Origin of the sequence: Coleofasciculus sp. FACHB-712, from assembly GCF_014695635.1 — a bacterium.
Taxonomy (GTDB): Bacteria; Cyanobacteriota; Cyanobacteriia; order Cyanobacteriales; family FACHB-T130; genus FACHB-T130.
In genome coordinates this window covers 1-1961 of the sequence record NZ_JACJOQ010000133.1, presented here as the reverse complement: position 1 = coordinate 1961, position 1961 = coordinate 1, and the positions used below count along the sequence as shown (strand labels likewise).

Here is a 1961-nt window from a genome sequence, read left to right as displayed (position 1 = left end):
GGTGCTTCCGTCTGATTCGTCAAACTCTTGTCAATTTCATCCATCAAAAAAACTTAGCGACGATAAATAGGCGCACCCTCTATTTTGCCTATAATTTTTCCGATTTTCTGGTTGTACCCATGCTTATCGTTACAGGAGCAGGACATAAGCTTGAGCTGGAAGCTGGATTTCCGAGACCAGTTTATTCAGAGTGGAAATTTATCGCCGTTGCTAATTGTCGAGCGCTCTTGCCTTGCTTTCAATAGTAGCTGGTAGTGATTTTGGGCACGCTTTTGGTAAATGTTTGCCGCCTGGATTTGCCCTTGTTTGAGAAAAGCGCCAATTAACTCGCACCCTGAAAGGAGCTGGTCTGCATTGATAGCGATCGCCTTCTCAATTGAATACCTGAGGAATCAAGCTCTTGTTGAAGACGATCGAAATCGCAGAAAAACCAAGCTGTACCGCCGTCAATTTCCGAATTGGCTATTCATGTCAAGCTGCCTATTCTACTTGTAAACCCAATGTCCCCATCGCGTATGACGTCGCCTTGTTCACTAAATCAGGCCCCGCTTTTTCGGGTGAACCAGCATCGAAGGGTGGGGCTGGATTGTACTCCATCAAGAGTTGAGCGATCTTGGCGGCTTCCTCACCACAAAGCGCTTTAGCAACCACGAGACCAAAATCAATGCCTGCTGTCACCCCTCCCCCCGTCATGCGATTTCGGTCAATGACGACTCGCTCTGTTCCGACTTCAACCCCCAACGCGGCTAGGTGTTCCCGCATCATCCAGTGAGTCGCCGCTCGATAGCCTTGCAGGAGTCCTGCCTTCGCCAAAAACATAGAGCCGCCACACACAGAGGTAATAAACTTTGCAGTGCTTCCTTGCCGACGCAGAAATCCAAGGATCTCTGGATCGTCTATGATTGCCATCTGTTTTAAGCCGCCACCGACACAGAGCACATCCAGGGGCGGGCAATGGTCAAAGGTGGTATCCGGCAAAATCACCATGCCGTCATCGGTTTCGATCGGGTCTAGCGTTTTCCAGATTCGATGAATCTGGACATTGGGAAGCGCACTAAAAACTTGCTGGGGTCCCACAATATCAAGTGCGGTCATGCCGGGATAGATAACCAAACCAATAATGTGCTTTTGTGAGTCAGTCATACATCAATCCTACTAATAAGGCTTGCAATGAAATCTATCCTTATACTAAAAATGGCAACCCACCGCGCCTAGTCCTCGATTGAGTACTCTTTAAGGCACAACACCCAATCCAAGATGATTTCCTTGCAGCTTTTATTTGAAGCCATCAGTCAGGTAAAAGATGAACAAGACCTGCGATCGCAACTCGTGCCAAAAATTGGTGAGTATTTTGCCGCCAAGCGTTCGGGGATCTTTTTCTTCGACCAGCTTTTAGGCGTTGGCGCAGCCTCTCCTTTGGAGAATCGCAAGTTTCAAAAAGTGTTGAATGTTGTCTTATCCATTGAACATAATCCTGTAGCGCGTTACATAGCAGAGCGCCATACGCCTGTCCATGAAGGATTAGTGACATCCCCAAAAGCCTGGGCAATCATTTGTCCTCGTCCCGATCATTGGCATGTGATGGCAGGACCCATTATCGATCGGGGTCGATTAATCGGCTCAGTGGGTTGCACCCGTGAAAAATCCATGCCTGCCTTTGATGCCCAAGATATCGCTGATTTGAGTGCCATTTGTTTACACCTATCGGTTTGGATCGCCAGCGTGCGATTCGCGCCAAGCACAGTTTTGGAACCTCAGCACCAACCCTTAAAGACCCATCGCTTAACGTCTCGTGAGTTGGAAATTGCCAACTTGGTAGCGCTGGGTCGAACCAACACAGAAATCGGAACTGAACTTTGGATTACCGAGAATTCTGTCAAGCAGGCTTTGAAGCGAATGTTCCGTAAGCTTGAGGTTTCGTCTCGTACAGAAATGGTTGCACAGCTTTTTGCGACACAACA

Annotated in this window: 3 protein-coding genes; 2 read left to right on the top strand and 1 reads right to left on the bottom strand. The window is 48.1% G+C overall.

Features of this window, described 5'->3' with window-relative positions; genetic code table 11:
- A partial coding sequence (locus tag H6F50_RS26690) for a hypothetical protein (protein ID WP_206754817.1) occupies positions 1-245 on the top strand: 245 nt, incomplete at its 5' end.
- A gap of 235 nt (positions 246-480) precedes the next feature.
- Here the strand turns inward: H6F50_RS26690 and H6F50_RS03345 are convergent.
- Positions 481-1143 (bottom strand): DJ-1/PfpI family protein, encoded by a 663-nt coding sequence (locus H6F50_RS03345; protein WP_190426329.1) that lies wholly within the window; start codon positions 1141-1143, stop codon positions 481-483.
- A gap of 114 nt (positions 1144-1257) precedes the next feature.
- On the opposite strand from H6F50_RS03345, the gene H6F50_RS03340 reads away from it, so the two are divergent.
- Positions 1258-1961 (top strand): LuxR C-terminal-related transcriptional regulator (locus H6F50_RS03340; RefSeq protein ID WP_190426326.1); only part of this gene is annotated, 704 nt, incomplete at its 3' end.